Origin of the sequence: Pseudomonas sp. CG7, assembly GCF_023701885.1 — a bacterium.
Classification (GTDB): domain Bacteria; phylum Pseudomonadota; class Gammaproteobacteria; order Pseudomonadales; family Pseudomonadaceae; genus Aquipseudomonas; species Aquipseudomonas zanjanensis.
On record NZ_JABAEE010000172.1, the window covers coordinates 1 to 1,749 of the forward strand.

Sequence of the window (1,749 nt, forward strand, 5' to 3'; positions counted from 1 at the left end):
CCCCGCACGCGCCCTGTGGCTCCGGAGGTTGCCCCGGGGGGGCCGCGAAGCGGCCCCAAGATCTTGCGGTCGCTGCGCAACCGAGCGGGAGCAAGCTCCCTCGCCACAGGGATCGTCGGCACAAGTTCCTTTACCGATCGGCATTGCACCTAAGCCCATATTCATTCAGTTTTCGAGAGCCCCCACATGTTCGTACGCATTTCCTCCCTCGCCCTCGCCGCCCTGCTGGTCAGCGGCTGTGCCAACAACTCGCCGGTCCTGGGCAACAAGAACATCAGCTACGGCGATACCAAGGCCGTGGAAACCGTGACCAACGAGTTCGGCTCCACCGACCTGCAAATGATCGCCGAGTCCATGACCCGCTCCCTGGCCCAGTCCGGCATCCTGCAGGGTCGCCCGGTTGTCCAGGTCTATGACGTGAAGAACAAGACCAGCGAATACATCGACACCCGCGAAATCACCACCAGCATCAAGACCCAGTTGATGAAGACCGGCGCGGCCCGTTTCGCCAGCGACAACACCGCCATGGAAAGCCAGGTCGACCAGCTCAAGCTGCAGAACCAGAGCGGCCTCTACAAGAAAAGCACCGTGGCCAAGACCGGCTACATGATCGCTGCCAAGTACCGCCTCGAGGGCTCCATCAGCTCGATCGTCAAGCGCAGCAGCGACTACAAGGACGTCTTCTACAAATTCAGCCTGCAATTGATCGACGTCGAGAGCGGTCTGGCCGAGTGGATGGACGAAAAAGAAATCCGCAAGACCACGGAGCGCTAAGCCATGCGCACATGGATAGGCATCATGGCCCTGGCCTGCGCATTCAGTGCCCAGGCGGCCCCAAAAGTCGCGGTAACCGACCTGGCGTACCAGGAACGGGTGGAGGAATACATCCACACCGTTTCGGCGCAGAGCAACTTCCAGGCGAACCCCTACAGCGCCAGCGCTTCCTCGAGCTACGACGAGATGGAAGCCACCAGCAGCTACATCGAGCAGGGCGAACTGCGCAAGTTCACCGGCGACATCAAGGGCGAGATCCTGCGCAGCGGCATGTTCCAGCTGACCCAGGGCACGCCCCACACGGCGGCATCCAGTGGCGACGTGTATGACGTGATCAAGCGCATCAAGGCCGGCAACTTCAAGGGTGCCGACTACGTGCTGTTCGGCACCGTGTCGGACATCGATTTCACCCGCGACATCAACGAGCTGGCCCATACCGACAGCTACTCGGCTGTGCTGGCGTTGACCCTGGTGGCGGACTTCAGCCTGATCAACACCAAGACCTACGAGATCACCTCGGCCTTCACGGCCATGGGTGAAGGCCAGGACACCAAGTTGCTGAACCACCGGGACGCACGCATCAGCCTCAACCGCCCGCGGGTGGTACGCGAAGTGTCCAAGGCCCTGGGTGAAGACGTGGCGCGGCAACTGAGCGAACAACTCGGCGGCCCGAGCTACGAGCAACCTGGCGAGCCGGTGCCGCGCAACAACCTGCCCCGGGACACGGCGCCGGTGATCTTGCGCTGAGGCATACCGTCGGGTAGCTGTTTAGCGGCTCTTGTGGCGAGCTAGCTGTTTTGGCTTCTGTGATGAGCTGAATGCTTTTGTGGCGAGGGAGTCCCCGCCGCGTCGCCGACGCTGCGCTGTCGCGCAGCAAACAAGTGCTCGGCTTAAGATTGGGTGCGCGCGGGGAAAGAGGCCGTAGCTATCACTGGTGTGTCCGCACCCGCGAGGGAGAGTGGCCGGCACGGTATC

Annotated in this window: 2 protein-coding genes; both read left to right on the forward strand. The window is 62.1% G+C overall.

The window, feature by feature from the left end:
* The first annotated feature begins 186 nt into the window (after window positions 1-186).
* Window positions 187-774 carry a penicillin-binding protein activator LpoB gene (lpoB, locus tag HGO40_RS30420; protein ID WP_250966053.1) on the forward strand — a complete coding sequence of 196 codons (588 nt, stop codon included), beginning with the start codon at window positions 187-189 and terminating at the stop codon, window positions 772-774.
* A gap of 3 nt (window positions 775-777) precedes the next feature.
* Window positions 778-1,521 carry a penicillin-binding protein activator LpoB gene (locus HGO40_RS30425; protein ID WP_250966054.1) on the forward strand — a complete coding sequence of 248 codons (744 nt, stop codon included), beginning with the start codon at window positions 778-780 and terminating at the stop codon, window positions 1,519-1,521.
* The last annotated feature ends 228 nt before the right edge of the window (window positions 1,522-1,749 follow it).